At 71.4% G+C, this 26,183-nt stretch carries 23 protein-coding genes; 16 read left to right on the forward strand and 7 right to left on the reverse strand.

What is annotated here, in order from left to right:
• Nucleotides 1–55: 55 nt before the first annotated feature.
• Entirely contained in the window at nucleotides 56–724 is a 669-nt protein-coding gene (gene leuE, locus OG446_RS23765) for a leucine efflux protein LeuE (RefSeq protein WP_328895923.1), read from the forward strand.
• An 18-nt stretch (nucleotides 725–742) separates the two neighbouring features.
• Here leuE and OG446_RS23770 read toward each other — a convergent pair whose 3' ends face one another.
• Both OG446_RS23770 and OG446_RS23775 read right to left on the reverse strand, forming a co-directional pair.
• Nucleotides 743–1,201, reverse strand: a complete 459-nt coding sequence (locus OG446_RS23770; protein ID WP_328895924.1) for a MarR family winged helix-turn-helix transcriptional regulator — start codon at nucleotides 1,199–1,201, stop codon at nucleotides 743–745.
• A gap of 18 nt (nucleotides 1,202–1,219) precedes the next feature.
• Entirely contained in the window at nucleotides 1,220–2,656 is a 1,437-nt protein-coding gene (locus OG446_RS23775; protein WP_328895925.1) for an FAD-dependent monooxygenase, read from the reverse strand.
• Nucleotides 2,657–2,716: 60 nt separating this feature from the next.
• Between OG446_RS23775 and OG446_RS23780 the strand changes: the two genes are divergently transcribed.
• Complete coding sequence (locus OG446_RS23780; protein ID WP_328895926.1) at nucleotides 2,717–3,379, forward strand: TetR/AcrR family transcriptional regulator C-terminal domain-containing protein; 663 nt, start codon at nucleotides 2,717–2,719, stop codon at nucleotides 3,377–3,379.
• A 9-nt stretch (nucleotides 3,380–3,388) separates the two neighbouring features.
• Here OG446_RS23780 and OG446_RS23785 read toward each other — a convergent pair whose 3' ends face one another.
• The 4 genes from OG446_RS23785 to OG446_RS23800 all read right to left on the reverse strand — a co-directional run bounded on the left by OG446_RS23785 (nucleotide 3,389) and on the right by OG446_RS23800 (nucleotide 9,391).
• Nucleotides 3,389–4,315: a class I SAM-dependent methyltransferase gene (locus OG446_RS23785; RefSeq protein ID WP_328895927.1), complete on the reverse strand. Its 927-nt coding sequence runs from the start codon at nucleotides 4,313–4,315 to the stop codon at nucleotides 3,389–3,391.
• Nucleotides 4,316–4,379: 64 nt separating this feature from the next.
• Nucleotides 4,380–6,893 (reverse strand): YfhO family protein, encoded by a 2,514-nt coding sequence (locus tag OG446_RS23790; RefSeq protein ID WP_328895928.1) that lies wholly within the window; start codon nucleotides 6,891–6,893, stop codon nucleotides 4,380–4,382.
• Nucleotides 6,894–7,028: 135 nt separating this feature from the next.
• Nucleotides 7,029–8,414, reverse strand: coding sequence for a polysialyltransferase family glycosyltransferase (locus OG446_RS23795; protein WP_328895929.1), 1,386 nt, complete (start codon nucleotides 8,412–8,414; stop codon nucleotides 7,029–7,031).
• On the reverse strand, nucleotides 8,414–9,391 hold the full coding sequence (locus OG446_RS23800; protein ID WP_328895930.1) for a glycosyltransferase family 2 protein: 978 nt from the start codon (nucleotides 9,389–9,391) through the stop codon (nucleotides 8,414–8,416). The genes OG446_RS23795 and OG446_RS23800 overlap by 1 nt, the downstream gene beginning before the upstream one ends.
• Before the next feature lie 209 nt (nucleotides 9,392–9,600).
• Here OG446_RS23800 and OG446_RS23805 point away from each other — a divergent pair, with 209 nt between their 5' ends.
• The 4 genes from OG446_RS23805 to OG446_RS23820 are packed head-to-tail and all read left to right on the forward strand — an operon-like array spanning nucleotide 9,601 to nucleotide 14,271.
• Nucleotides 9,601–10,950, forward strand: coding sequence for a DUF6716 putative glycosyltransferase (locus OG446_RS23805; protein WP_328895931.1), 1,350 nt, complete (start codon nucleotides 9,601–9,603; stop codon nucleotides 10,948–10,950).
• Between the two features lie 32 nt (nucleotides 10,951–10,982).
• The gene (locus tag OG446_RS23810) at nucleotides 10,983–12,254 is read left to right on the forward strand and encodes an acylneuraminate cytidylyltransferase (RefSeq protein WP_328895932.1); all 1,272 of its coding nucleotides are present in this window, start codon (nucleotides 10,983–10,985) and stop codon (nucleotides 12,252–12,254) included.
• A gap of 11 nt (nucleotides 12,255–12,265) precedes the next feature.
• Complete coding sequence (locus tag OG446_RS23815; RefSeq protein ID WP_328895933.1) at nucleotides 12,266–13,201, forward strand: N-acetylneuraminate synthase family protein; 936 nt, start codon at nucleotides 12,266–12,268, stop codon at nucleotides 13,199–13,201.
• A gap of 11 nt (nucleotides 13,202–13,212) precedes the next feature.
• Nucleotides 13,213–14,271, forward strand: a complete 1,059-nt coding sequence (locus OG446_RS23820; protein WP_328895934.1) for a hypothetical protein — start codon at nucleotides 13,213–13,215, stop codon at nucleotides 14,269–14,271.
• On the opposite strand, the gene OG446_RS23825 is transcribed toward OG446_RS23820, so the two are convergent.
• Nucleotides 14,258–14,821, reverse strand: a complete 564-nt coding sequence (locus tag OG446_RS23825) for a hypothetical protein (protein WP_328895935.1) — start codon at nucleotides 14,819–14,821, stop codon at nucleotides 14,258–14,260. The genes OG446_RS23820 and OG446_RS23825 overlap by 14 nt on opposite strands.
• 177 nt (nucleotides 14,822–14,998) lie before the next feature.
• Between OG446_RS23825 and OG446_RS23830 the strand changes: the two genes are divergently transcribed.
• The 10 genes from OG446_RS23830 to OG446_RS23875 all read left to right on the forward strand — a co-directional run bounded on the left by OG446_RS23830 (nucleotide 14,999) and on the right by OG446_RS23875 (nucleotide 25,781).
• Nucleotides 14,999–16,225, forward strand: coding sequence for an amidohydrolase (locus OG446_RS23830; protein ID WP_328898396.1), 1,227 nt, complete (start codon nucleotides 14,999–15,001; stop codon nucleotides 16,223–16,225).
• 138 nt (nucleotides 16,226–16,363) lie between these two features.
• Nucleotides 16,364–17,413: a BMP family lipoprotein gene (locus tag OG446_RS23835; protein ID WP_328895936.1), complete on the forward strand. Its 1,050-nt coding sequence runs from the start codon at nucleotides 16,364–16,366 to the stop codon at nucleotides 17,411–17,413.
• Nucleotides 17,414–17,734: 321 nt separating this feature from the next.
• Nucleotides 17,735–19,318, forward strand: coding sequence for an ABC transporter ATP-binding protein (locus OG446_RS23840; RefSeq protein WP_328898397.1), 1,584 nt, complete (start codon nucleotides 17,735–17,737; stop codon nucleotides 19,316–19,318).
• Nucleotides 19,318–20,436, forward strand: coding sequence for an ABC transporter permease (locus OG446_RS23845; protein ID WP_328895937.1), 1,119 nt, complete (start codon nucleotides 19,318–19,320; stop codon nucleotides 20,434–20,436). The genes OG446_RS23840 and OG446_RS23845 overlap by 1 nt, the downstream gene beginning before the upstream one ends.
• Complete coding sequence (locus OG446_RS23850) at nucleotides 20,433–21,695, forward strand: ABC transporter permease (RefSeq protein WP_328895938.1); 1,263 nt, start codon at nucleotides 20,433–20,435, stop codon at nucleotides 21,693–21,695. Before OG446_RS23845 ends, OG446_RS23850 begins: the two co-directional genes overlap by 4 nt.
• An 11-nt stretch (nucleotides 21,696–21,706) precedes the next feature.
• Nucleotides 21,707–22,096, forward strand: coding sequence for a cytidine deaminase (locus OG446_RS23855; RefSeq protein ID WP_328898398.1), 390 nt, complete (start codon nucleotides 21,707–21,709; stop codon nucleotides 22,094–22,096).
• 120 nt (nucleotides 22,097–22,216) lie between these two features.
• Nucleotides 22,217–23,494 carry a thymidine phosphorylase gene (locus OG446_RS23860; RefSeq protein ID WP_328898399.1) on the forward strand — a complete coding sequence of 426 codons (1,278 nt, stop codon included), beginning with the start codon at nucleotides 22,217–22,219 and terminating at the stop codon, nucleotides 23,492–23,494.
• A gap of 108 nt (nucleotides 23,495–23,602) precedes the next feature.
• The gene (locus OG446_RS23865) at nucleotides 23,603–24,193 is read left to right on the forward strand and encodes a Uma2 family endonuclease (RefSeq protein ID WP_328895939.1); all 591 of its coding nucleotides are present in this window, start codon (nucleotides 23,603–23,605) and stop codon (nucleotides 24,191–24,193) included.
• A 53-nt stretch (nucleotides 24,194–24,246) separates the two neighbouring features.
• Nucleotides 24,247–24,552 (forward strand): STAS domain-containing protein, encoded by a 306-nt coding sequence (locus OG446_RS23870; RefSeq protein ID WP_328895940.1) that lies wholly within the window; start codon nucleotides 24,247–24,249, stop codon nucleotides 24,550–24,552.
• Nucleotides 24,553–24,806: 254 nt separating this feature from the next.
• On the forward strand, nucleotides 24,807–25,781 hold the full coding sequence (locus OG446_RS23875; RefSeq protein WP_328895941.1) for a peptidoglycan-binding protein: 975 nt from the start codon (nucleotides 24,807–24,809) through the stop codon (nucleotides 25,779–25,781).
• Nucleotides 25,782–26,183 lie beyond the last annotated feature (402 nt).

A 26,183-nucleotide genomic window follows, 5' to 3' on the forward strand; every position in this document is an offset into this window, starting at 1 on the left:
CCGTAGCGGAGCCCCCTCCTCCGGAGTGTCGTACCCCCGTGCGACACTCCGTTTCATGCTGGGTGTCACCGACCTTCCGACCTATCTCGCCGGCCTCGTGCTCATCGTTCTGCTGCCGGGGCCGAATTCGCTGTACGTACTGTCCGTCGCCGCCCGGCGCGGGGTACGGACCGGATACGTGGCCGCCGCCGGGGTGTGGACCGGGGACACCGTCCTGATGACGCTGTCCGCGCTCGGGGCCTCGTCCCTGCTGCAGACGACGCCCGTGCTCTTCGCCGTGGTGAAGTACGCCGGTGCGGGCTATCTGACCTGGATGGCGATCGGGATGCTGCGGACCGCGGTGTCGATGTGGCGCGAGCGGCATCGCCGGGTGGCCGCGATCACGGGCGAGGGAGCGGAGGGGACCGGGGCTCCGGCCACCATGGAGCGGCCCTACCGGCGGGCGCTGGTGGTCAGCCTGTTCAACCCGAAGGCGATCCTGTTCCTGATCTCCTTCTTCGTCCAGTTCGTCGACCCCGGGTACGCCTACCCGGCGCTGTCCTTCCTGGTGCTGGGCACCCTGCTCCAGATCGCCAGCTTCCTGTACCTGTCGATGCTGATATTCGGCGGCACCCGGCTGTCCGCCGCGTTCCGCCGCCGCAAGCGGCTGTCGGCGGGGGCCACTTCGGCTGCCGGCCTGTTGTTCCTCGGCTTCGCGGCGAAGCTTTCGTTCAGCAGCGTCTGACCGGGGCGGCCGGGCTGCCTACTCGTGCCAGGCCGTGCCACCGACGTTGTGGATCATGCGCTGGAGCACCTTGAGGGCGGCGACGAACTCCTCGTCGGGGATGCCGTCGTGGATCTCCGCGCGGGCGGTCGTGACGCTCTCGGCGGCACGGGTGCGCAGGGCGTGGCCCTCAGGCGTCAGCCGCAGCCGGGCCCGGGGGTCCTGGGTGACCAGACCCCGTTCGACCAGGGTGTCGATCTCCGGTTCCAGACCGGCCCCGGTGTCGAGGTAGCCGCTGAGCAGGGTGACCACGTCGGCGCGCGGCCGGCCCTCCTCGTCGGCGTCGACGAGCTGGTTGAGCACCCACCACGGGGGCTGGGTCAGTCCGTGGTCGGCGAGCGCGCCACGGATGCGGGTCACGGTCGCCTTGTGCGCGGCCCAGCTCCAGTAACCGATGGGCTGGCGGGCGAGTCCAGCGTCGTCATGTGAGTAGTCCATGCCGGCGACCTTAGGAACTCAACCGCGCTTGAGGTCAAGGCCCAGCGGTGCGGCGTACTCCGCGAGCCCGGCCGTGTCCTCGCCCGCCCAGCCGACGTAGCCGTCCGGCCGGACCAGGAACAGCCCCTTGCCGTACGCCTCGTAGTGGTCGATGCGCAACGCCCTGACCTGTGAACCGGCGAACTCCGGCAGGTCCGCGTCGGTGCCGACCGCCAGCAGCGTGAAGTGCGGGCCGCGGAAGACGTCGAAGAGACGGCGCCCGCCGCCCGCGGGCCCGTCCGGCGCCCGGTCGCCGGCCACCAGCGCGCCCGCGCTCCCCACCGACAGCGGCCCCGCGCGGTAGCCGAGGCCCAGCTGCTGGGCGGCCGCGCCCCGCTCCTGCTCACCGCGGTGGATCCGGGTGGACAGGCCGAGCATCTCGGCGGCGATCGGGCGGCGCTCCTCCTCGTAGCTGTCGAGCAGGGCGGCGGGCGCCCCGTGACCCAGCACCTGGCCGAGCTTCCAGCCCAGGTTGTACGCGTCCTGCACGCTGGTGTTGAGCCCCTGGCCGCCCGCGGGGGAGTGGACGTGGGCGGCGTCCCCGGCCAGGAAGACCCGTCCGTCGCGGAACCGGTCGGCGAGCGCGGCACGCGGCCGGAAGTCGGAGGACCAGAGGATCTCCGTGATGTCCTGCGCGTCCAGGTGCGTGCGTGCGGCGACCACCGCGCGCACCCCGTCCGGGGAGGTGTCCGGCTCACCCTCCTTGAACTGCGCGACCAGCTGGAAGTCCCGGGTGCCGGGCAGCGGGCACAGCGTGAGGAACCCCGCGTCGGTGCGCATCATGTGCCAGTTGAGCCGGTCGAGCGCGTCCTCGGCGACCCGGACATCGGCCACCAGCATCGGTGCCGGGTCCACCGTCTCCCCGGTCATCGCGACGGACAGGGCCCGCCGCACGGTGGAGCGTCCGCCGTCCGCCGCGACCAGGTAGGAGGCGCGGACCGGGCCGGTGGACAGCTGCGCGGTGACCCCGTCCGCGTCCTGGGCGAGCCCGGTCAGCGCGGCCGAGAACACCACGTCGCCGCCCAGTTCGCGCAGCCGGGCCAGCAGGATCTCCTGGGTGCGCCACTGCGGCATCAGCCACGGCTCCCCGTACGGCTCCGCGTCCGTCGGCGCCGCGACCCGGAACATGTGGTGCTCGCCCATCCGCTCACCGTCCTGCCAGACCATCCCGACCGGCGCGGGGCCCCCGTGCTCGCGGACGGCGTCGCCGACCCCGAGGTCGTCGAGGACCTCCCGGGTGCGGGGCTGGATGCCCTTGCCGCGCGAGCCGGGGAAGAGGGCGGGCGCCTGCTCGACGAGGAGCGCGGGGACGCCGCGCCGGGCCAGGTCACAGGCCAGGGCGAGGCCGCAGGGACCCGCGCCGACGATGAGGACCGAGGTCTCCGTGACCGTTTCCTTAACGCTGTTAAGTTCCATGCGTCGCAGTGTGTCCTTAACGCTGTAAAGCTGTCAAGGGCGGGCTGTTAACTTGGCACGGTGGGTACGACGAAGATCGACCGGTCCCGAGTGGCCGACACGGCACTGCGGCTGCTGAACGAGGTGGGCCTGGACGGGCTCAGCCTGCGCGCCATCGCGAAGGAGCTGGACGTCAAGGCGCCCGCGCTCTACTGGCACTTCAAGGACAAGCAGGCGCTGCTCGACGAGATGGCCACGGTGATGTACCGCCGGATGCTCGACGAGGGCCTGCCGGGCCCGACCCCGGACAGCTGGCAGGACCAGCTCGTCGCGTACAACAGCGGGCTGCGCGCCGCGCTGCTGCGCTACCGCGACGGGGCCAAGGTCTACGGGGGCGCGAGGTTCACCGGCACCGACCACGCCGACGGGCTCGAACGCCATCTGCGGACCATGGTCGACGCGGGCTTCGAGCTGTGGCAGGCCGTCCGGGCGGGCACCACCGCGTACTCCTACACGATGGGCTTCGTCAGCGAGGAGCAGGGCGTCCGCCCGATGCCGGACCAGCAGCGCGAGGGCTTCGACATCGGTGCACGCGCGGAACGCATGGCCCGCTACCCGCTGGCCGCCGCGGCCGGCGAGGAGATCTTCGCCCACTACGACGAACGGTTCGAGGACGGCCTGCGGCTGATCATCGCGGGGATCGAGGTGCGGTACGGGGGGAGGGGCGTGACGGGACGGGCGTGAAGAGGGGTATCACCCCGCCCGCAGGTACGCCGACGTCGAGACCCGCCCCAGCAGCCGCAGCCGCGAGGAGCCGCCCGCCAGGTGCTTGTCCAGGGCCTCCTGGACACCCGGCCACGACGCGTCGCCGTAGTCGTCCAGCACCACGACGCCGCCCGGGGCGACGATCTCCTCGACCCACTCCAGGTCGGCGGCCACCCCCTCCATGGAGTGGTCACCGTCCACGACGATCACCCCGTACTCCCGGTCGGCGACCTCGGCACGCACCTCCGGATCGGAGGAGAATCCCTGCCGGATACGGGGGTGATACGTCGAACCGGCCCCGGTCAGCGCCAGGTTGGCCCGTACGACGTCCTCGCGCACGGGCGTCCCCGTCGGGTCGGCAGGCTGGGACGTGCCCGGCTGGAGCTGCGAGCCGGCCAGCGGGTCGACGATGGTCAGGTCCGGCTGGATGCCCGCCCGGTGCACCATCCGGGTCAGTGCCGCCGCGAACAGCCCGTACAGCGTGCCGATTTCGAGAAGGGCGCCGTTCGGCGGAGCGAGCAGCGGCACCGTCGCCAGCCTGCCGCACACATTGGACGTGGATCCCGCCAGCCGCCCCACGCCGAGCGACTCCAGCGCCACCACGGTCCGGTAGGCGGTGACGACACTGCGCCGGGCCGTCGCCTCGTCCCCGTTCAACGCGCCGATCTGCCGTACCAGTTGGTCGATCTCCCGGGCGGGCGGGATCCGGTGCGCGCCCCTCCCCGTACCGTCGAGCAGCAGCCCCAGCGCGTACTGACCCCGCCGCAACTCCTCGGTGTCCCGCCGCAGTGCGGCGAGCTCGCTCCGCAGCGGTTCGGCGGCACGCTCCGTCCGCACCCGGATGCGGCGGTCGACCAGGGTGAGGGCGGGGCGCAGGGCGCGTTTCGTCAGACGGTTCTTCAGGAGGGAGGGCATGGGTGGGAACGTACGCGTGCGGAGGGGTTGCCTCCCACCACGCGCAGATGAAGTCTCGGTGTCGTCACGGCTGCCGGGGCAACCGAACCGCCCGCCCGCGCGTCCGCGCCCGGGGGATCAGGACCGTCGCCAGCAGTGCCGCCAGAGCTCCCGCCCCGGCCAGGCTCCCGGCCCGCAGCCCCGGCGGCCGGAACGCGCAGTCCACCGTCGTCCGGTCACCGCCCACCGGCACGGCGACCAGGCCGAGATACGAGTCGGCCGGACGTCCGTCGCAGCTCCAGCCCGCGATCCGGGGCGCGGCCAGCACGGCCACCCCGTGGGAGCCTGCGGGGAGTTCGGCTCGCACGCCGCTGCCGGTGACGTCGACGCGTGTCGCCCCGGCCCGCTTCAGCCCGGTCACGGCGGCGTCCAGGCGTCCCCGGTCCAGGCAGCCGAGAGCCTCGTGCGGAACCGTTCCGGCCCTGGCCACCCGCAGCGGGACCGCGAGCGGCCCGCCGCCCGTTCCCAGCATCCGCATCCCGGCCCGTCTCCCCGGCAACTCGCCGCGGAAGTCGGCCGGTTCGCCCGACGTGCCGAGCTGGGCCCGGCCGAAGAGGTCGGGTGCCCACAGATATACCTCGCTGTTCGCGGGGCAGTTCGCGGTCAGGCTGTACGCACCCGGCCGCACCCGGTAGTCGTAAGCACCCTCGTCCGTGGCGGCCGTACCGTCCGCGGCGCGCAGCGTGGTCGCGGGCACCGTGTACACGGCCGTGCCCAGCAGCTTCTCCTGGTTGCGGAACGGTGAACGGCCCAGCCGTGCACCGGCGTCGGCGGCCGGCCGGAGCGTGACCAGCGGGGGTGCGTCCTGCCGGGTGACGGTGACCGGGCGGCCGTCCGGGCGGTTCCAGCCCTGGTGCGGATCGCGTGGCATGCGGACCCGGGCGCCGACCGAGAACACCGCGTCGGTCACCGGGTTGTCCAGGCTGTGCAGGGCGCGGCCGTTCGACGTCCAGCCGGCGCCCAGCGCGAGGAACGTGCGGGTCAGCACATCCGGTGTGTGACTGCTGTAGTAGGCGCCGCCCTGCCCGCCGACCAGCAGCGGGTCGTTGGCGGTGGACTGCTCAAGGCCCGGGTCGGTGCGGTAGCGCGGCCAGCCGTCGGCGGCGGCAACCGCAGCGGCCTGGAGGTTCTGGCGCTCACCCCAGGGGGCGTAGTCGTCGAGCCGGTTCAGTCGCTGCCGGTCGGCGTACGCGGTCGTCGCGGCGGCCTGACCGGCCTGCGCCCCGACGAGCAGCAGGGCGGCGAGCACGGCGAACCGACCGCTGCGGGCCAGGACGAGCGCACCGGTCACGGCCAGCAGACCCGCCGCGAACAGCGGATACGTCCAGCCGGTGATCAGGGCGCTGGACGCGGCACCGGCCGCGATCAGCACCAGCACCCCCGCGCCGCCCAGCAGGGTCCGCCGGTCCGGCCAGGAGGTGGCGACCGAGAACCAGGCGGCGATCACCACGAGACCGGACAGGACGAACGTCTGCCGGAACGGGCTCCCGTTCGGTGTCGCGAAGGCATGCCACAGCAGATGCGTGGGCTCCCACTGCAACGACAGCGCGACCGCGGCCACCAGCCCCGCCCACACGAACCGTTCGGTGCGCGGCACGGCACGGTGGAAGGCCAGCGCACAGGCCAGCAGCAGGGCGCCGGTTCCGAGGAACAGCGCCGGACTGAAGAAGCTGTACGTGGCCGGCAGCAGCCTCGCGGCGACGTCCGGCCAGGCGGCAGGCGCGAACGCCCGGTTCCAGCCCGGGTAGGCGTGCCGGGTGCCGAGGAACACCGGCACCAGGACCGGCGCGGCCAGCCCGATGCCGATGAGTACCGTGCGTACCGCCCGCACCAGGCCCCGGACCCGTTCCCGCGACGTCCCGTCCTCCAGCAGCAGCCGCACCACCAGCACCAGGGCCGCCCCGAGCGTGGCCATGTACGCGGTGTAGAAGTTCGACACCCAGGCCAGCGTCACCAGGAGCGTGCCGAGCACCGGACGCCGCCCGGTACGCGCCCACTCACCGGCCAGGCACAGCAGCGGGAACGCGATCAGCCCGTCCAGCCACATCGGGTTGTAGGCCGCCTCGACGACCGACCAGCCGCACAGGGCGTACGAGGAGCCGAGCACGGCCGCCGCCCACTCCCGGCCGCGGCCCCGGCGCAACGCGGTGAGCAGCCAGGTCATGGCCGCCGCCGCGACGCCCGTCTTCACCAGCGTGACCGCGTACACCGCCAGGTCGATGCGGTCCCGCGGGAAGACCCCGACGAGCAGGGCGAACGGGCTGCTCAGATACGTACCGAAGTCCGGCAGGAAGCTGCTTCCGAAGCCGGACTGCCAGTTCAGCAGCAGCCCGCCGTCCGCCCGCCCGTGCAGCAGGTCCCAGAGCCGGGTGTGGAACGGGACGAACTGATTGCCCAGGTCGTTCACGCTGCGGGTGTGCGGGCCGAACGGGTAGCTGCGGGCCACCGCGTCCCCGGCACAGACGGCCGCGACGGTGAGCAGGGCGGCCAGCGCGGCGCCCCGGCCGCGCGGCGATCGGATTATCGACGGAGTCCTCATGATGAGTCGAATATGTCATCGAACATCGTGAAATCCCGGGCAGGGAAAGGCGGTTCACCTGATGGACGGCCAGGCTTCACCCAGCTGTCCCCGACCGGGCGGGCGACGCCCCGGACGGGTATCGCCTCAAGTGGATCAGCCCGCCGCCGCCCGCTTCAGGGTGCGGGCCTTGCGGGCGAGACGGCGGACCGTCGCGTTGCGCGGGATGAACGCCAGCTGTGCGGGAACGGCCCCCGGCAGCCCGAGCGCGGTCAGCCGGCGCCGTTTGAAGTACCGCCAGAGGGTGTCGCGGTGCCGGTCGAGGTAGCGCTCGGCCTCGGGGCGCAGCGAGGCCTGGATCTGCGGCTGCATCGCGTATCCGACCGCGGCGAGCAGGCCGGTCGGCTCGCCCCGGACCTGCTCGGCGGAGGGCAGCGACCAGCCGGTGACGGCGGACGGGTCCTCCAGATCGGGCAGCAGCGCGTCGACGATCGTCAGGGGGACGCGGTTGCTGTTCTGGTACGGGGTGAGCTGTTCCAGCAGTGGACCGGTGCCGACGCGGGCGACCGGGAGCCCGTAGAACGAGGCGGCGGTCAGCAGCGCGGTGGAGAAGCAGCCGACGACCAGGGCGGGACGCATCGTGTCGAACAGCGTCTCCGCGAGGACCGGGCTGTCGAGCACGGTGAGGTCCGCGCCGAGCCGCTCCGCCTCCTGCTCCAGCGAGCGGGCCCAGTGGGCAGGCGCGCTGGGGTGCGGCTTGAAGACGATCCGGGTGTGGCCCAGTGCGACGGCCCCGCGGAGCATCCGGGCATGCTGCTCCTCCTCCTGCTGCGGCGTGAGAATGCCCAGAGTGGCGAGGTACTGGCCGAGCAGCAGTGCCGGACCGGGGCCCCCGTCGTCGTCGGGCAGGTCCGCGGGGCCCGGCAGTTCGCCCAGCACCTTCAGGAAGACGTCCGTCGGCACGATCTCCGGCTCCACGCCGAACTCGGTGAGCAGCAGCGGCCGCAGGCCCGGTACCAGGTCGAGGTGGAGCAGCCGCCGGATGCGGGTGCCGACCAGCTGGTCGAGTCTGCTGCGGGTCGGGCCGTAACTCATCAGCCCGTCGGCGTAGATGTGCACCGGACTGTCGCCGAAGATCACGGCGAGGGCCTGGGCGGGATTGGCCTGGATGGACTCGCAGGCGAGCTCGACCGGACCGTCCCCGATGTCCCACGCCGCCCGCACGGCCCGTTCCCACAGCGAGGCGTCCTGGTCCCTGGGCGACCAGCCCGCCGGATGGAACGGCCGGATGAAGTCGTTCCAGGACCGCACCGCGTCGAACTCGGCGGCCAGCACCTCGAATCCGGGCCGCTGATGAAGCGGGGTGCCGAGCTCGGGGGAGGGAGAGGTGTCGCTCACGACGAGGATGCGCCGGTGCTCGGAGCGCGGACCGAACTGGCCCGCGCGCAGAGCGGCGACCAGGGTGGCGGCGGCGTACTGCGTGCACGCGGAGAAGATCTGGGTGGTGGACCGGCCGACCGGCGCGGTGTACGTGCCGGGCATCAGGCCGCGACCTCCCGGGAGACGGAGCGGCGGCGGACCCGTCGCAGCTGGCCCGCTCGGCGGTCGCCCAGCGAATTCAGCGTATCGGCGAGAACTTCCTGAGGCATGCGCCGCAGGGAAGCCGCGCTCATGGAGCGCAATTTCCGTGCCACTGCCGGTTCGAACCTTTCGATGGATTCCAAATGATGGGCCATGACCGCGCAATAGGTGCGCACTGCCTTCGGCAGCAGCCGGTCCGCCTCCGGATCCCGGGACGTTTCCTCCAGAACCTGATCGAAGGCCCTGATGAAGTCGAGCTGGCGTACATCACCGATCTGGGTGAGCGAGGAAGCGACCCCGCGCCGGTAGAAGACCCCCGGCAGGCCGACCACCGCGAACGACTCCGCCTCACGGTGCAGCCGCCAGATCCAGGGCCGGTCCTCGGCGGTGCGCAGCCCGTCCCGGAACCGGAGCAGCCCCGAGTCCGCGAGCCGCCGGTGATAGGCACCGGCCCAGGCGTACGCGTAGTCCACCGGCGTCGACCGGTCGGACGGCAGGATCACGTCGCGCGGGCGCAGGACGGTGTCGCGCAGACCGTGCGGGACCCGGTGCACGGTGCGCACCCGGTCCGTGAACTGCACATGGTCCGTACGGACGAAGTCGCACCCCAGCCCCGAAATGGCGGCCAGCAGCCGCTCGTAGTGGCCGGGGACGACCCAGTCGTCGCCGTCGAGGAACGTGAGGTACTCGCCGCGCGCCGCGTCGATACCCGTATTGCGTGCGGTGGCCAGGCCCCCGTTCTTCTCGTGCACGACCAGGACGGCACCCGGGATCTCGCGCTCGGCGCGCCGGAGGATCTCCAGAGTCCCGTCGGTCGAACAGTCGTCGACGAAGATGAATTCGAAATCATCACGGGCATTGGCCCGGAGACTTCGCAAGGTATCGGGGGCATAGGCCCGTACGTTGTAGAACGGCACGATGACGGAGAGCTTAACCACGCGTCACACGCTAGGCGGAGGTCCGGCATTTACCCTGGCCCTGATGGGGACGGCAGGTGAACGACGAATGTCGAAGTGATGAACCAGGTCCATTCCTCGCCGTGGGTGGGGCATTTGTGAGGGTGATTCGCCAAGCGTCGTCGGGCTGTTAACCCGCTGTTGCCGCCACGTTGGGCTGCGAATCGAAATGCCTTCCTAAGTTTTGGGACGTGCCCCCACGTACCGAAAAGACGAGCGCCCTCCGGGTCGCCGTCCTCGCCGACTCCGACACCCGATGGAAGTGGGGCGCGCTCACCGCGCGCCGGCTGACCACGGGCGACGGCGGCGCGCCCACGCCCCCCGCGCAGATCAGCGGACTGCTGCTCCGCGGCCGGGCGACGCCGACACCCCGCCAGCTCGCCGAGGTCGGCGACGTCGGCATCGACACCGACCGGGTGCGCGAGGTGACGGCCGTCGAGTTCCTGCACAGCGTGCGCGACGAGGGCTACGACCTCGTCGTCCTCGCGCTCGTCGGCGGCGCCGTCCAGGCGATGCTGCACGGCCTCGCCGCGCTCCGGACAGGGCCCCGGCCCGTCGTCGTCACCGGCTACGTCGGCGTCGTCTACGAGAAGCTCGCCGACGGGCTGCTGCTGCGGCACGGTGCCGACGTCGTCCTCGCCAACTCCCGCCACGACGCGGAGCGATTCCGCGCGGTGTACGAGGGAGTGGGCGCCGACGCCTCGGCCGTCACGGAGGCCGCCCTGCCGTTCCTCGGCGGCGCCCCGCACACCCGCGAACAGGGCCGCGACACCGTCGTGTTCGCCGCCCAGCCCTCCGTGCCGGCCTCCCGCGCCGACCGTACGTACCTGCTGCGCCGGCTCGTCGAGCACGCCAGGCTGCACCCGCGGCGCGAAGTGCTCCTCAAGCTGCGCTCCAAGCCCGGCGAGCACACCACGCACGTCGAGGAACTCCCGTACCAGCGCCTCGCCGAGAAGCTGCCCGGCGGCCTCCCGCCCAACTTCCGTCTCGTGTACGGGCACATGGGCGAGGTCCTGGACCGCACCGACCTGCTGGTCACCGTCTCCTCGACCGCCGCCCTGGAGTCCCTGCACCGGCGCATCCCCACCGCCGTCCTCACCGACCTCGGGGTCCGCGAGACCCTCGGCAACCACCACTTCATCGGCTCCGGCCTGCTCACCTCCTGGGACCACCTCGACGGCGGCGCCCACCCGGAGCCCGACAAGGAGTGGCTGGCCGGACAGGGCGTCGCCGCCGACGGCACCTACGCCACGGCCTACGACACCGCCCGCGCCAGGGTCACCGCCCTGCTCGCGCAGGACCGGCTGCCGGACCTCGCGCCCTACTACACACCCGCCACCGCCCCCGGCTACCTCCCGGGCATCCTCGCCCGCCACCACCTGGCCCCCGATGGCCATCCGCTGCCGGGCGCCGCCGAGCCCCGGGAGACCGGCCGGGTCAGGGGAGCGGTGCGCGAGGCGGTCCGCGACGCGGCCCGGGGCGCGTACCGCCACGGCGTCCAGCGGGTCGCCCCGGTCATCCGACGGATGGGCGAGCTGTGAACACCACCGCCAAGTCACCCAATGGAGCAGCGATGACGCAGCCCACCCAGCAGCCCGCCAAGCCGCTCGCCAAGCAGCCCACCGTGCTGGCCGTGATCCCCGCCCGTGGCGGATCCAAGGGCGTACCCGCCAAGAACCTCGCCCAGGTCGGCGGCGTCCCGCTCGTCGTCCGCGCGGTCCGCGCCTGCCTCGCGTCGAGCGAGGTGACGGACGTCGTCGTGACGACCGACGCCCCCGCCCTCGCCGAGACCGCGCGGGCCGCCGCCGAAGTGCTCGGCGAGAGCGGCCGGCTGCACTGCGTCCAGCGCCCCGAAGCCATCGCGGGCGACACCGCGACCAGCGAGGCCGCCGTCCTGCACGCGCTGGACCGCTACGAGGCGGAGCACGGCAAGACCGTGGACGTGGTGCTGCTCGTCCAGTGCACCAGCCCCTTCATCGCCCGCGAGGACATCGACGGCGTCGCCGCCGCGGTCGCCCGGGAAGGCGCCGACACGGCCGTCACCGTCGCCCCGTTCCATGGCTTCCTGTGGCGCGACGGCAGCGCGGTCGAGGACCACAACTACGGCGTCAACCACGACAAGAAGGTCCGCCCCCGTCGCCAGGACCGCCCCGAGGACCTCCTCGAAACGGGCGCCGCCTACGCGATGGACGCGGCCGGATTCCGTACCCACCGCCACCGCTTCTTCGGCCACACCGCGCTGGTGCGCACCGACCCCGCCCGCGTCCTGGAGATCGACGACCCGCACGACCTGGCCCGGGCCCGCGCCCTGGCCCCGCTCCTGGACCCGGCTCGGCTGCCCACCCGCGAGGACATCGACGCGGTCGTCCTCGACTTCGACGGCACCCAGACCGACGACCGGGTCCTCATCGACTCCGACGGCCGCGAGACCGTCGCCGTCCACCGGGGCGACGGGCTCGGCATCGCCGCCCTGCGCAAGGCGGGCGTCCCCCTCCTGATCCTCTCCACGGAACAGAACCCGGTCGTCGCCGCCCGCGCCCACAAGCTCCGCGTCCCCGTCCTGCACGGCATCGACCGCAAGGACCTCGCGCTCAAGCAGTGGTGCGACGAGCAGTCCATCGCCCCCGAACGCGTCCTGTACGTCGGCAACGACGTCAACGACCTCCCCTGCTTCGCACTCGCCGGCTGGCCCGTGGCCGTCGCGAGCGCGCACGACTCGGTACGCGCCGCGGCGCGCGCCGTGACGAAAACCCCCGGCGGCTTCGGCGCCATCCGCGAGATCGCGGCCTGGCTGCTCGGCCCCACCCTGACCGCTCCTTCCGCAAGCACCCCCCTCCCCAAGTAAGGAAACGCACCATGAGCACCTCCCGACTGCGCACCCTCGGCAGCCGCACCGCCGGCCCCGGCCACCCCGTCTACGTCACCGGCGAGATCGGCATCAACCACAACGGCGACCTCGACAACGCCATCAAGCTGATCGACGTGGCCGCCGAGGCCGGCTGCGACGCCGTCAAGTTCCAGAAGCGCACCCCGGAGATCTGCACCCCGCGCGACCAGTGGGACATCGAGCGCGACACCCCCTGGGGCCGCATGACGTACATCGACTACCGCCACCGCGTCGAGTTCGGCGAGACCGAGTACCGGGCCATCTCCGAGCACTGCGCCGAGCGCGGCATCGACTGGTTCGCCTCCCCGTGGGACACCGAGGCCGTCGCCTTCCTGGAGAAGTTCGACGTCCCCGCGCACAAGGTCGCCTCCGCCTCCCTCACCGACGACGAGCTGCTGCGCTCCCTGCGCGCCACCGGCCGCACGGTGATCCTCTCCACCGGCATGTCGACCCCGCGCCAGATCCGCCACGCGGTCGAGGTCCTCGGCTCGGACAACATCCTGCTCTGCCACGCCACGTCGACGTACCCGGCCAAGGCCGAGGAGCTGAACCTCCGCGTCATCAACACCCTCCAGCAGGAGTACCCCAACGTCCCGATCGGCTACAGCGGCCACGAGACGGGCCTGCAGACGACCCTCGCAGCCGTCGCGCTCGGCGCCGCGTTCGTCGAGCGCCACATCACCCTCGACCGCGCCATGTGGGGCTCCGACCAGGCCGCGTCCGTCGAGCCGCAGGGCCTGACCCGCCTGGTCCGCGACATCCGCACCATCGAGGCGTCCCTCGGCGACGGCGTCAAGAAGGTGTACGAGTCGGAGCTCGGCCCGATGAAGAAGCTCCGCCGGGTCCCGGGCGTCGTGGCAGAGAGCGGCGAGACGGCCCCGGCCGCCGAGCCGGTCGCGGTCTGACGGGCAGACCGGTGAACCTCGCCTTCGTCGAGAGCCCGGTCCAGCTCCTGAACGTCCTGGAGTGGGCCTACACAGAGGGAGGCGGCGGCCGTGTCGTCGCGGACGTCACCGTCGTCGTCCTCCCTCCGGTCGACCCGATGTCGCGCGGTCAGCTGCGCCGGATGGCGGAGCTGGCCCGCGACGAGGGCATCACCGTGCGCTGGCAGGAGGCGCGCGGCGACTCGGGCACCCCCCTGAAGTCGCTGCGCGCCCTGACCCGGCTCGTACGCAACGCCGACCACATCGTCATCGGGGACCCGTTCTCCCGCTACGTACAACTGCTGCTCTCCCTGGTCCGCCCCCGCCGGCTCACCGTGGTCGACGACGGCACCGCCACCATGGAGTTCGTCGCCCTGCTGACCCGCGGCGAGCGCCTGGTGCGCTGGCACCGCCGCGGCGGCTCCGGCCCCCGCGACCTGGCCCTGGCCCCGGTCTCCGCGACCGCCCGGCGCCGCTTCACACCGTCCGCGGCGCGCGAGGTCGAGCTCTTCACCGCGATGCCGGTGATCCCGCCGCCCGGCATCACCCTCATCCCCAACACCTTCTCCTGGACCCGCTCCCGCTTCGGCCCGCCGCTGCTCACCAAGGGTGCGGACCTGGTCGGCACCTCACTGGTCGAGACGGGCGTGGTCGACCGCGCTCAGTACCTGGAGGCGGTCGCCGCCCTGGCCCGTACGCACGGCGCCACCCGCTACTTCGCCCACCGCCGCGAGTCCACCGAGAAGCTCCACGCCCTGGAGGCCGCCACCGGCCTGGAGATCGTCCGCCCCGACCTCCCCCTGGAACTCATCGCCCGCCGCGGCCCGATCGGCCGCACGGTGCTGAGCTTCCCCTCCACGGTCGTCCACACCCTCCCGCTGGCCCTCGCCGGCACCGAGGTGAAGGTCGCGGTCTGCGACATCGCCCCGGAATGGCTCCGCGAAACGGCGTCCCCGAGGGCCCAGGGCTTCCTCGCCGGTGTCACGGAGACGGCACGCGACGTGCAGCGGCTGGCGCCGTGGCGGGCCACGGCGGTGACTACGGAGGCGTGAGCCCGAAGGGGCCGGCCGCATCCTCCGGCCACCCGTCGGAGTCATCGGCGATGTGGGTCTGCCCCCCGAGCGAACCGCGCCCGGTCCGCTCCACCGGGGCCGACAGCGGCACGTACGTGGGCCTCAGCCCCGGCGGCAGTTCGGACTGCCGCCCGAACACCAGGACATCGCCCGGGTCGATGCAGTCGTTGCTCGGGGTCGCGATGATCCCTGCCGACAGAAGAATCTTGGCCAATGCATCCTGCATGTGCAGAGCGACCGATCCGAGACGGCGGACGTCCGGTGCATGAAGGTCTCCAGCAGCGACCGCCGCCATTGCGGCGTTGGCCAGCCTGCCGTCACCATGCCAGCTCACGGACACGGCCGCCGAAGCCAGGTCCGCGTCGCGATGGACGTGGACCACCGCACCGGGCCGTGATTCGGAGACGTGGTCGGAGCGGAAAGCGGGCAGTCCGGCGAGCTGAAGCGCCTGGACGGCTTCGTCGGCCAACTCGGCGCGCACCGCGATCACCTCGTCGGAGGCGTGGTCGAAACCGTACCTGTCCTTCACTGTTGCGCTTCCTCGCATCCGATCGGCGTCTGGGCGGAGCGAACGGCGAGTTTACCCACCCCGCATTTACCCCACACGCCGCGACCCAGTCATTTATTCGTCTATGTGGCTGAACTTTTCTTGTTTCATGGTCAGTTGGCGGGGGAAGGGCCTTACCCTTCACCAGTGAACCACTCGATGCCCCGCGAGGGTGAAGCCCGGCCGCTCACGGAAGGGGCCCTGCCCGGCGCCCTGCCCGAACCCCTGCGCGCCGAGCTCATCGCCTTCCGCCGCGATCTGCACATGCACCCCGAGCTCGGCAACCAGGAGTTCCGCACCACCGCGGCCATCAAGGCCCGGCTGGAGCAGGCCGGCCTGGAGCCCCGGGTGCTCGCCTCCGGGACGGGCCTCATGTGCGACGTCGGGACGCGGGGCGAGGCGACGCGGCCCATGCTGGCGCTGCGGGCCGACATCGACGCGCTGCCGATCCCGGACACCAAGGCGGGCGTCCCGTACCGCTCGACCGTGCCCGACCGGGCGCACGCCTGCGGGCACGACGTGCACACCACCACCGTCCTCGGCGCCGGCCTCGTGCTCGCCGAGCTGGACCGGCAGGGGCTGCTGCCCAACCCGGTGCGGCTGATCTTCCAGCCGGCCGAGGAGGTACTGCCCGGCGGGGCGCCCGACGCGATCGAGTCGGGCGTGCTGGAGGGCGTCGGCCGGATCATCGGAGTGCACTGCGATCCGAAGGTCGACGCGGGCCGGATCGGGCTGCGGGTCGGGGCCATCACCTCCGCCTGCGACCGCCTGGAGCTGTCCCTGGACGGGCCCGGCGGCCACACCGCCCGCCCGCACCTGACCACGGACCTGGTCACCGCCGCCGCCAAGGTCGCCACCGAGGTGCCCGCGCTGCTGGCCCGCCGGGTCGACGCCCGGGCCGGGCTCGCGGTGACCTGGGGACGGCTGGAGACCGGGCACGCGTGCAACGTGATCCCGCAACACGCCGAGATGTCCGGCACGGTTCGCTGCCTGCATCTGGCGGCCTGGCGCGACGCACCGGACCTGGTGCACGCGGCCATCGACGAGGTGGCCGGAATGTACGGCGCCAAGACGGTGATCAACTACATCAGGGGCGTCCCGCCCGTGGTCAACGACGCAGCCGCGATCGATCTGCTCGGCGGCGCGATGACTGCCCGCCGCGGTTCGTATGCGATCGAGGACACCGAACAGAGCCTGGGCGGGGAGGACTTCTCCTGGTACCTGGAACACGTCCCGGGAGCGATGGCGCGCCTCGGAGTGCGTACCCCCGGCGACACGCGCGGGCTCGACCTGCACCGGGGCAACTTCGACGCGGACGAGGAGGCGATCACCGTCGGGGTGGAGCTCTTCACCGCTTCGGCTCTGCTCCACGGCAACCATCCGTAACCGGACAGGTCGCCCCTGGTTCACGACGATCCGATAACGGCTGCCGTACAGGTCATTATCTGACATCTACGCGCGTTACGATCGCGGCGAAACCAGCGCCGGAAGAGGCGCTTCGGTCAGGTTTGAAGGAGCCTTCCCTTGCGCCGGATCACTAGGATTGCCGCTGCGGGCGTCATGTCCGCGGCACTCGCACTCAGCGTTACCGCGTGCGGCGACTCGTCCTCGTCGAGCAGCAGCTCGGACTCGAAGGACAAGAAGACCGCCCTCGCGTACGACATCGGCGGCCGCGGCGACCAGTCGTTCAACGACGCCGCGTACGCGGGTCTGGCCAAGGCCGAGAAGGAACTCGGGGTCAAGGGCACCGAGGCCGAGCCCTCGGACGGCGAGTCGGACGCGGACAAGGTCCAGCGCCTCACGTCCCTGGCCCGTGCCGGGAACAACCCGGTCATCGGTGTCGGCTTCGCGTACGCGCCCGCCATCAAGAAGGTCGCGCCGAAGTTCCCGAAGATCACCTTCGGCATCATCGACGACGCCTCGGTGACCGGCCCCAACATCGCCAACATCGTCTTCAACGAGGAGCAGGGCTCCTACCTCGCAGGTGTCGCCGCCGCCAAGGTCACCAAGACCAAGACGGTCGGCTTCATCGGTGGCGTCGAGACCCCGCTGATCAAGAAGTTCCAGGCCGGCTTCACCCAGGGCGTCAAGGACACCGACTCCTCGGTCAAGGTGCTTCCGCAGTACCTGACCCAGCCGCCGGACTTCGGTGGCTTCTCCAAGCCCGACCTCGGCAAGGCCGCGGCCCAGGGTCAACTCGCCAAGGGCGCCGACGTGATCTACTCGGCCGCCGGTCTGGCCGGTACCGGTGCCATCGAGGCCGTCTCCAAGGCCGGCAAGTGGAACATCGGCGTCGACTCCGACCAGTACAACCAGAAGGGCCTCGCCGCCTTCAAGGAGTCCATCCTGACCTCGGTCACGAAGGACGTCGAGGACTCGGTCTTCAACCTGATCAAGTCCGTGGTGGACGGCAAGCCGCAGACCGGTGAGATCCGCTACGGCCTCGACAAGGACGGCGTCGGCCTGGCCATGTCGAACCCGAAGTTCACCGCGATGACCGACGTCATCGCCGCCGTGGACAAGGCCAAGAAGGAAATCATCGACGGCAAGATCACCGTCAAGACCACCCCGTAACGACTCCGGTCGTACGGCTGGTTTCCCGTGGGCCCGGAGCGCGCAGCGTCGCTGCTCCGGGCCCACGGGGTACTCCTTGCAGAAGTTCCGCCCGTTGCAGTGCACTCCCGGACAGGCCCAGGGCCTGTCGTCAAACTGCCGCGTTCCGGCCGCGCTGCGCGCATGCGTTTGACGATTCGGCAACGCTACGCGTGTAGACAGCCCTCGGGCGCGATAACTTCACCCCGCCCCCCAGGGGCTGTCCGACCCTCCCGCGTGGGCGACCCGCCCGCTGATCCACGTGGAACAGTCAGTCATCCCCTGCCCCTCCGCCTCCCGCTCCTGTCCGGCCAAGGAGAGTGCGTCATCAACGCGTCCAGCAGCCCCCCTGCCGTAGAACTGCACGGCATCACCAAGCGTTTCCCCGGCGTCGTCGCCAACCACGACATCGGCATCACCGTCCGCAAGGGCACGGTCCACGCCCTCGTCGGCGAGAACGGTGCCGGCAAGTCCACGCTGATGAAGATCCTCTACGGCATGCAGAAGCCGGACGAGGGCACCATCGCCGTGGACGGCGAGCAGGTCTCGTTCGGCAACCCGGGCGACGCCATCGCGCGCGGCATCGGCATGGTGCACCAGCACTTCATGCTCGCCGACAACTTCACCGTCCTGGAGAACGTGGTCCTCGGCGGCGAGAAGCTGCACGGCATCGGATCCGCCGCACGGAAGAAGATCCAGGAGATCTCCGACGCGTACGGCCTGGGAGTCCGGCCCGACGCGCTCGTCGAGAACCTCGGGGTCGCCGACCGGCAGCGTGTGGAGATCCTCAAGGTCCTCTACCGCGGCGCCCGCATCCTCATCCTGGACGAGCCGACCGCGGTGCTCGTCCCGCAGGAGGTGGACGCGCTCTTCGCGAACCTCCGCGAGCTCAAGGCCGAGGGTCTCACCGTCATCTTCATCTCGCACAAGCTCGGCGAGGTCCTCTCGGTCGCCGACGAGATCACGGTGATCCGGCGCGGTACGACGGTGGGCACCGCCGACCCGGCCCACACCACGACCAAGCAGCTCGCCGAGCTCATGGTCGGCAGCGAACTGCCGTCGCCCGAGACGCGTGAGTCCACGGTGACGGATGAGCCGATGCTCCGCGTCGAGGGGCTCTCCCTCACCATGACGGACCCGGACGGAGTCGTCCGCGACGTCCTGTCCGACGTCGGCTTCACCATCCACAAGGGCGAGATCCTGGGCATCGCGGGCGTCGAGGGCAACGGCCAGACCGAGCTGATCGACGCGCTCATCGGGATGAAGTCCGCGGACAGCGGAGTGATCACCCTGGGCGACGAGGACATCTCCCGCGTGCCCACCCGCAAGCGGCGCGAGAGCGGCATCGGCTACATCCCCGAGGACCGGCACCGGCACGGAGTCCTGCTGGACGCCCCGCTCTGGGAGAACCGCATCCTCGGCCACGTCACCGAGAAGCCCAACAGCCGCGGCTTCCTGCTCGACCCCAAGGCGGCCCGCCAGGACACCGTGCGGATCGTGCGCGAGTACGACGTCCGCACCCCCGGCATCGAGGTCACGGCCGCCTCCCTCTCCGGCGGCAACCAGCAGAAGCTGATCGTCGGCCGCGAGATGAGCCACGCGCCGAAGCTCCTGATCGCCGCCCACCCCACCCGCGGCGTGGACGTCGGCGCGCAGGCGCAGATCTGGGACCAGATCCGCGACGCCCGCCGCGAAGGACTCGCCGTCCTGCTCATCTCGGCGGACCTGGACGAGCTCATCGGGCTCTCCGACACCCTGCGCGTCATGTACCGAGGACAGCTCGTCGCGGACGCCGACCCCGCCACCATCACCCCCGAGGAACTGGGCTCGGCCATGACCGGTGCCGCCGCAGGTCACCTCGAAGCAGCACCGGAGGACGAGGCCTGATGAAGAAACTCGACAAGGACCGGCTGATCCTCGGCTTCGCCGGGCCGGCACTCGCCCTGGTCGTCGCCTTCGCGCTCAGCACCCTGGTGCTGCTCGTGTCGGACCGCGACCCCTTCGAGCTGTACCGGCTGCTGTTCGAGCAGGCGTCGTACTCCGACGTACAGGTACTGATCATCAACCAGGCCGGTACGTACTACCTCGCCGCTCTCGCGGTCGCGGTCGGCTTCCGGATGAACCTCTTCAACATCGGCGTCGACGGCCAGTACCGCCTCGCGGCGATGATGGCCGCGCTCGTCGGCGCCAGCGTCGACCTTCCCGGACCGTTCCAGATCGCCCTGATCGTCGTCGTGGCGATGCTGGTGGGCGCGTTCTGGGCCGGTATCGCCGGCATCCTCAAGACGACCCGGGGAGTGAGCGAGGTCGTCTCGACGATCATGCTCAACTCCATCGCGACCTCCCTGATCGCCTGGCTGATCCTGCCGAAGAACTTCGGTGACCAGGCAGCCGGATCCAACAACCTCACGACCGGCGAGATCCACGAGGGGGGCTGGTTCCCGGGACTGTCCCTGGGCCCCGAGTCCGGCGAGATCTACGGATTCACCTTCGTCGCCGCCGGCTGCGGCCTCGTGTACTGGTTCGTCCTCAACCGCACCCGCTTCGGCTTCGACCTGCGGGCCACCGGCGCCAGTGAGAGCGCCGCCCAGGCCTCCGGTGTGGACGCCAAGAAGATGATCCTCACCTCCATGCTGATCTCCGGCGCGGTCGCCGGTCTGGCGGGCATGCCGACGCTGCTCGGCGACACCCACACGTACAGCCTCGACTTCCCGGTCGGCATCGGCTTCACCGGCATCACCATCGCCCTGCTCGGCCGGAACCACCCCGTGGGCATCGCGCTCAGCGCCCTGCTGATCGCGTTCCTGGACAAGGCCTCTTCCCCGCTCGACCAGTTCGGGTTCGAGAAGGAGATCGCCACGATCATGCAGGGCCTGATCGTGATCTCCGTCGTCATCAGCTACGAACTGGTCCGCCGTTACGGGACCCGCCGTCAGCAGCAGAAGGTCGGCGAAGAGCTCGCCGCCGGCCACGCCCTCACGACCGAGAAGGAGGCGGCCCTGTGAGCACCAGCAAAGTCTCCGCCGCACGCGTCGCCCCCAAGAGGGGCGGCGGCCGCAAGCTCTCCCTGCCCGTCGTCCTGCTGATCATCGCCGGCGCGCTCGCCCTCGTCTCGCTGGTCCGGCTGATCAGCGGCGCGAACGACATCACCTCCGTCGGCCAGGTCGGGGGCGCCCTCGAACTGGCCGTTCCCATCGGCCTCGCCGGCCTCGGCGGTCTGTGGGCCGAGCGGGCCGGCGTCGTCAACATCGGGCTCGAGGGCATGATGATCCTCGGCACCTGGTTCGGTGCCTGGGCCGGATTCCAGTGGGGCCCCTGGGTGGGCGTCCTGTTCGGCATCATCGGCGGCGCGCTCGGCGGTCTGCTGCACGCGGTCATGACGGTCACCTTCGGCGTGAACCACATCGTCTCCGGTGTGGCCATCAACATCCTCGCCGTCGGCGTCACCCGCTACCTCTCGAACTTCACCTTCGCCGACGAGCCCGGCGGCTCCTCCAAGCAGTCCCCCCGCCTGGAGGAGATCGACAAGATCACCATCCCAGGACTCTCCGACTGGTTGCAGGACCTCCAGCAACACCACTGGTTCTTCGTCTCCGACCTCGCCGGCATCATCGGCGGGCTGGTGACCGGACTGTCCCTGCTGACCGTCGTCGCCCTGCTGCTGATCCCCGTCACCTGGTGGGTGCTGTGGCGCACGGCGTTCGGCCTGCGGCTCCGCTCCTGCGGCGAGAGCCCCGTGGCCGCCGAGACCCTCGGCGTGAACGTCTACAAGTACAAGTACATCGCCGTCGTCATCTCCGGCGGACTAGCCGGTCTCGGCGGTGCCTTCCTCTCCATCGTCGCCACCAGCATCTACCAGGAGGGCCAGACCGGCGGCCGCGGATACATCGGTCTCGCCGCGATGATCTTCGGTAACTGGATGCCCGGCGGCATGGCGCTCGGCGCCGGACTCTTCGGCTTCACCGACAGCCTCAAGCTGCGCGGCGGTGCGGAGAACGTGCACGCGATGCTGCTGCTCCTGGCGATCCTGCTGGTGATCGCCGCCTTCTGGCAGCTGTACCGGAAGAAGTACGTGGCCGCCGTGATCTCGGCCGCCTGCTCCGCGGTCCTGTTCACCTGGTACGCGCTCACGGACCAGGTCCCGAGCCAGTTCGTCGACGCCGCCCCGTACGTCACCACGCTGCTCGTGCTGGCCCTGTCGTCCCAGCGGCTGCGGATGCCCAAGGCGGACGGCGTGCCGTACCGCAAGGGCGAGGGCAAGTGACGACGGGCGTCATGACCGCGGCCGGCTGGGAAGCGCTGCGTACGGCCGCCCGGGACGCGATGTCCCGGGCGTACGCCCCGTACTCGGGCTACCCGGTCGGCGCGGCCGCCCGCGTCGACGACGGCCGCACCGTCGTCGGCTGCAACGTCGAGAACGCCTCGTACGGCATCGGACTGTGCGCCGAGTGCGGACTGGTCTCCCAGCTGCACGCCACCGGCGGCGGCCGGCTGACCCACTTCACCTGCGTGGACGGCTCGGGCGAGATCCTGGTGCCGTGCGGCAGGTGCAGGCAGCTGCTGTACGAGTTCGGCGGACCGGAACTCGTCCTGGAGACCCCGGACGGCTTCCGCACGCTCGACGAGATGCTTCCGCAGGCCTTCGGGCCCGCGCACCTCGGCTAGCCAAGCGCCGGACGGGCCCGCACACGGCGGGCCCGTCCGGCGTCTCTCTTCTCCTCTATGCGCGTAGAGTCAACGGGACTCATGCGTACGCACACGTACCGGCCGGAAGGACTCCAGGACATGGACGCCATCTCCGTCATCCGCACCAAGCGGGACCGAGGCGAGCTGACCCCCGAGCAGATCGACTGGGTCATCGACGCGTACACCCGCGGCGAGGTCGCCGACGAGCAGATGTCCGCGCTGGCCATGGCGATCCTGCTGAACGGCATGAACCGCACGGAGATCGCCCGCTGGACCGCCGCGATGATCGCCTCCGGCGAGCGGATGAACTTCGACGCGCTCTCCCGCCCCACCACCGACAAGCACTCCACCGGCGGCGTCGGCGACAAGATCACCCTGCCGCTCGCCCCGCTGGTCGCCGCCTGCGGCGCCGCCGTACCGCAGCTCAGCGGCCGCGGCCTCGGCCACACCGGCGGCACCCTCGACAAGCTGGAGTCCATCCCCGGCTGGCGCGCGCACCTCTCGAACGCCGAGATGCTGAACGTCCTCGACACCACGGGCGCCGTCATCTGCGCGGCCGGTGACGGCCTGGCCCCCGCCGACAAGAAGCTGTACGCGCTCCGCGACGTCACCGGCACCGTCGAGGCCATCCCGCTCATCGCCAGCTCGATCATGTCCAAGAAGATCGCCGAAGGCACCGGCGCACTCGTCCTGGACGTCAAGGTCGGCTCCGGCGCCTTCATGAAGACCATCGAGGACGCCCGCGAACTGGCCTCCACCATGGTCGCGCTGGGCACCGACAGCGGAGTGCGCACGGTCGCCCTGCTCACCGACATGGCCACCCCGCTCGGCCTCACCGCCGGCAACGCCCTGGAGGTCCGCGAATCCGTGGACGTCCTGGCCGGCGGCGGTCCGAAGGACGTCGTCGACCTCACCCTGGCGCTCGCCCGCGAGATGCTGGACGCGGCCGGACTCAAGGACGCCGACCCGGAGAAGGCCCTCGCGGACGGCTCCGCGATGGACGTCTGGCGCCGGATGATCTCCGCCCAGGGCGGCGACCCGGACGCCACGCTCCCGGTGGCCCGCGAGCAGCACGTCGTCACGGCCCCGTCCTCCGGCGTCCTGACCCGCCTCGACGCCTACGACATCGGTGTGGCCGCCTGGCGCCTCGGTGCGGGCCGCGCCCGCAAGGAGGACCCGGTCCAGGCCGGCGCGGGCATCGAACTGCACGCGAAGCCGGGCGACGAGGTCACGGCGGGAATGCCGCTGCTGACGCTGCACACGGACACCCCGGAGAAGTTCGAGTACGCGCTGAAGGCGCTGCCGGACGCGTACGACATCGCACCGTCCGGCACGCCGTTCGCCGCCGTCCCGGTGGTGCGGGAACGTATCGCCTGACCTGCTCCGACCTGCGACTTCCTCATACAGGTGAACGGGACCGGTGGACTGCCACCGGTCCCGTTCGGCATGCTGGACTCGGTGACGCACCGATAAGAGGAGACCGCCATGAGCGCACTCACCGTCGACCCCGCGCCGGGCTTCGGCCAGGACTGGGACGACCTCGTCCGGATCTGGGAGGAGACGGACGCGCCCGAGGGCTGCAAGGTGGAGATCATCGAGGGGATCGTCACTGTGTCGCCACCGCCGTCCAAGGACCACAACACCACCGCTGAACTGCTCCAGCGCAGGCTCTACGGCGTCATCCCGGAGGACTGGGGGATCTACCAGACCCTCGGCGTCTCCGTGCCGGGCCGGGCCGGACTCTACATCCCCGACCTCGTCGTGCTGCCGCGCGCGGTCGCCACCGGGCCGGGCAATCGCGTCCCGGCGGAAGAGGCACGGCTCGTCGTCGAGATCACCTCGCAGGCCAACGCCAACCACGACCGCATCGGCAAGGTGCACGGCTACGCGAAGGCCGGCGTCGAGCTCTTCCTCCTCCTCGACCCGTGGCACTCCGGCCGCCCCACCGCCACGCTGTACGGGGAGCCGGCCGACGGCACGTACCGCGTGCTGGACACGGTCGAGTACGGCGAGAAGCTGAGGCTGCCCGAGCCGTTCGGGCTGGACCTGGACACCGGGGTGTTCCCCGTCAGCTGAGACGCATCCCCGGCCCGCGATGAGTTTCACCCGTGCCACCGGTCTCCCAGGGTATGGATTCCTTGCCACCGGCCGTCCTCGTCGTTTCCGGGCGCCTCACCCGGGCCGGTACGCCCCGCCTCTGTGCCGATCTGGAGGCGATACTGACCGCTTCGGAAGCCGCCGTGGTCGACTGCGACGTGGGCGGCATCGTCGAGCCGGACCTGGCCTCCGTCGAGGCGATCGCCCGTCTGTCCCTGGTCGCGCGCAGGGCGGGCGGCAGGCGGCTGCGGCTGCGCGGGACGCCGCCCGAGCTTCAACTCCTCCTTGATCTGGTGGGGTTGAGCGAGGTGGTCGGGCTGGCGGAGACGCCGCTGTAGCGGCGGATCCGCGGAGTGCCGACGCGGCTGCGTCGAATCCTCTCGCCGGACAGGGGCACGCTCGCACCCGTCGCAGGGCCGGGCCCAGTCGGTGTTTTGGGCCCGGAGCGGGCCCGTGGACCTATGGTCGGATCGCCGTCGCCTCCCTAGTGTCTATGCGTGTAGATAAATGACGTGGGCACCTCAAGCGCTGGGTTCGCGAGGCGCCCACGTCGACAACTCGTGCCCGAATCAGCAGACCTGAGGGAGCGAACATGTGCGATTCCTGCGCAGCGGCGGAAGAGGCGACGGCGGAGGACCCGGAGACGCGCGCCGGCCTGTCCCGGCGGGGACTGATCGCCGGGACGGGGCTCGGGCTCGGCCTTGCCGCGCTGGGCCTCGCGAGCGGAGCCACGACGGCCTCCGCGGCCACGGCGAAGAACGGCAAATGGGCCAATCCCGCGCTCGGCCGGTTCCCCGCCGGCGGACACTACGGGGCTTCCCGGGGTGGCGCCGCGCACGCCGGTCAGGACGTCTCCAACTCGACGGGCACCGGTGTCTACGCGGCGGCCGCAGGCACGGTTGTCCGACGTTCGTGGGGAGGCGGCCTGACCGGCCGGACCGGCAACGCCCTGGTCATCGCGCACGGCAACGGCCAGTACACCTACTACGGTCACCTCAACGCCTACCGGGTCGCACTCAACGCCAAGGTCGCCGCGGGCCAGCGCATCGCCGACATGGGAGCCACCGGCAACGTGACGGGTCCCCACCTGCACTTCGAGACACACACGGGACGGCTCGGCGCCACGACCAACCCGGTCACCTTCATGGCGGCCCGGGGCGTCCACCTGGGCGGCGGCTGGCCCCGGATCGACCCCGGCGCGAGCGGCAGGACAGTCGTCGTCATTCAGTTCCTGATGAAGCAGCGCGGCTACGGCCTGGTCGCCGACGGGCAGTACGGCTCGGTCTCGTCCAACGCCGTCAAGCGCTTCCAGAAGGCCAAGGGCCTGGTGGCCGACGGCCAGGTGGGACCGGCGACCTGGCCGCATCTCGTCTACACCCTGCGAAAGGGCAGCGGATCCCACGTCCGGGCCCTGCAGAACGCGCTCAACAAGCGCAGCGCCGGTCTGGCGGTCGACGGCACGTTCGGCCCCGTCACCACGAGCGCCGTGCGCTCCTACCAGAAAGCCAACCGGTTGGTCGTCGACGGAGAGGCAGGCCCGGTGACCTGGCGGGCACTGGTCGGCTGACGGTGTGCCGGGCCCGTCGGCAATGCTCCGGCGAGGCCCGGCGCGATCGGGCCGAACCTCGGATCAGCCTCCGCCCACGGCCGAGTCGCAGACCACCCGGATGAGACGGGTCCGCGCGCCGGGCCCCGCCTCCGCACGCTTCGGCAGCACGTCGGACGCCCATGGCGCCGACGTGCCCTGGACCGGTACCGGACGCGGCATCGGAGTCGATGACAAGCCCGGCGCCGGAGCCGATGAAGCACCGGGCGCCGGGGCGGAGGCCGCGCCCGGTCCCGGCGACCGCTCCGCGGCCCGCGCTGCCGCCTCCGCGCAGTCGAACTCCGGCTGCGGACCCGGCTCCGCACCCGAGGCCGGCGGCACGACGCGGGCCGGCCCCGAGGTCGCGGCCGGCTCACCCACCCA

This window comes from Streptomyces sp. NBC_00236, from assembly GCF_036195045.1.
Classification (GTDB): domain Bacteria; phylum Actinomycetota; class Actinomycetes; order Streptomycetales; family Streptomycetaceae; genus Streptomyces.